The following is a 2,557-nucleotide window of genomic DNA, read 5'->3' as shown; positions in this document are numbered from 1 at the left end:
CTGGATGATGTTGTGCATGCCCAGAATCGCTGCCTGCGGCGGGTTGACGATCGGGGTCGACATCATCGAACCGAAGGTACCACCGTTGGTGATGGTGAAGGTACCACCGGTCATCTCGTCCATCGACAGTTTGCCGTCACGGGCTTTTTTGCCGAATGTTGCGATGCCGCCTTCGATTTCAGCCAGGCTCATCAGTTCGGCGTTACGCAGAACCGGAACAACCAGACCGCGGTCGCTGGAAACGGCAACGCCGATGTCAGCGTAGCCGTGGTAAACGATGTCAGCGCCGTCGATCGATGCGTTAACAGCCGGGAAGCGTTTCAGCGCTTCGGTCGCTGCTTTAACGAAGAACGACATGAAGCCCAGGCGTACGCCGTTGTGGGACTTCTCGAACAGATCCTTGTACTTCGAACGCAGGGCCATGACTTCAGTCATGTCGACTTCGTTGAAAGTGGTCAGCATCGCCATGTTCGACTGAGCTTCAACCAGACGCTTGGCCACGGTGGCACGCACGCGGGTCATCGGTACGCGCTTCTCGATGCGGTCGCCAGCGGCGAACACAGGAGCGGCGGCCGAAGGAGCAGCAGCCTTGGCAGGCGCGGCAGCCGGAGCGGCTTTCTTGGCAGCTACAGCAGCGACTACGTCTTCCTTGGTCACACGACCGCCTTTGCCGGTGCCGGCAACGGAAGCGATGTTGATGCCGTTTTCTTCAGCCAGCTTGCGCGCAGCCGGTGCAGCAACAGGATCGTCTTCGCCCTCGGCAGCAGCCGGTGCAGCGGCAGCAGCGGCCGGAGCAGCAGCGGCGGCTGGAGCAGCGGCAGCAGCGCCGCCCGCTTCGATGGAGCCCAGCACTTCGTCGGACAGAACGGTGTCGCCTTCGTTCTTGACGATTGCGCCCAGCACGCCGTCGGCGGTCGCCAGAACTTCCAGTACGACTTTGTCAGTTTCGATGTCGACGATCAGGTCGTCACGCTTGACGGCGTCGCCCGGTTGTTTGTGCCAGGTGGCAACGGTGCCATCGGCAACCGATTCCGGGAAAGTGGGGGCTTTGATCTCGATAGCCATTATCTGTAGTTCCTTAAATTCGGTTTCAGGTGCGCGAAGGCATTAAATGGTAAACGCGGCTTGCAGGAGTTTTTCCTGCTGCTCGGCGTGCATCGATGCGTAACCACAAGCTGGGGCAGCAGAAGCCTCACGGCCCGCGTACTCAAGTACGAGAGACTTGTCGAGGTTACCGATGCTGCGACGCAGGTGGTGCTGGCTGCAGTACCAGGCGCCCTGGTTCATCGGCTCTTCCTGACACCAAACGGCATTTTTGACGTTGGTGTACGGAGCCAGGACTTCTTTCAAGTCGTCCTCAGGGAATGGATACAGCTGCTCGATACGCACGATGGCGATATCTTCACGGCCTTCGGCACGGCGTTTTTCCAGCAGGTCGTAGTAGACCTTGCCGCTACACAGAACAACACGCTCGACCTTTTTCGGGTCCAGAGTATCGATTTCCGGGATCACGGTCTGGAACGAACCTTCGGCCAGATCTTCCAGAGTCGAGATGGCCAGCTTGTGGCGCAGCAGCGACTTCGGCGTCAGCACGATCAACGGTTTGCGCAGCGGACGAATTACCTGACGACGCAGCAAGTGGTAGATCTGTGCTGGCGTGGTCGGTACAGCCACCTGAATGTTGTGCTCGGCGCACAGTTGCAGGTAACGCTCAAGACGTGCCGAGCTGTGCTCAGGGCCCTGACCTTCGTAACCGTGTGGCAGCAACATGGTCAGACCGCAGAGACGGCCCCACTTGTGCTCGCCGCTGGTGATGAACTGGTCGATCACAACCTGTGCACCGTTGGCAAAGTCACCGAACTGGGCTTCCCAGATCACCAGCGCGTCCGGCGTGGTGGTCGAGTAACCGTATTCGAATGCCAGTACCGCTTCTTCCGACAGGAACGAGTCGTACAGGTCAAAGCGTGGCTGACCGTCGTACAAGTGCGCCAGCGGAATGTAGGTGCCCGCGTCTTTCTGGTTGTGCAACATAGCGTGACGGTGCGAGAACGTACCGCGGCCGATGTCCTGACCAGTCATGCGAATCGGGTGACCTTCAAACGCCAGGGTCGCGTACGCCATGGTTTCGGCGTAACCCCAGTTGATCGGCAGGCCGCCGGCTTGCATTTTCTGACGGTCTTCGTAGATCTTCGCGACCTGACGCTGTACCACGAAGCCGTCCGGAATTTCCAGCAGCTTGGCGGACAGTTCTTGCAGGGTTTTCAGATCGAAACGCGTGTCGTGACGCGCAGTCCAGGCGTGGCCCAGATACGGACGCCAGTCCACGAACAACTCTTTGTTCGGCTCTTTGACCAGCGACTTCACGACGTGCAGACCGTTGTCCAGCGCGTTGCGGTATTCGTCGACTTTCGACTGAACACGCTCAGCGTCGAGCACACCGCCCTGGGTCAGACGATCAGCGTACAGCTCACGGGTGGTGCGCTGTTTGGTGATCTGCTGATACATCAGAGGCTGGGTGCCGCTTGGCTCGTCAGCTTCGTTGTGGCCGCGACGACGG

At 59.4% G+C, this 2,557-nt stretch carries 2 protein-coding genes; both read right to left on the bottom strand.

Translation table 11 applies throughout. The features are described 5' to 3' along the window. On the bottom strand, window positions 1-1,065 hold a 1,065-nt coding region (gene odhB / locus ACIP1X_RS28595; protein WP_400755940.1), incomplete at its 3' end, for a 2-oxoglutarate dehydrogenase complex dihydrolipoyllysine-residue succinyltransferase. Window positions 1,066-1,107: 42 nt separating this feature from the next. Beyond that, the coding region (locus ACIP1X_RS28590; protein WP_400755939.1) for a thiamine pyrophosphate-dependent enzyme at window positions 1,108-2,557 on the bottom strand (1,450 nt) is incomplete at its 5' end.

The organism is Pseudomonas sp. NPDC088885 (assembly GCF_044750025.1).
Classification (GTDB): Bacteria; Pseudomonadota; Gammaproteobacteria; order Pseudomonadales; family Pseudomonadaceae; genus Aquipseudomonas; species Aquipseudomonas rustica.
Note: the sequence above shows the minus strand (reverse complement) of the source record. Positions and strands in the feature narration are given on the sequence as shown.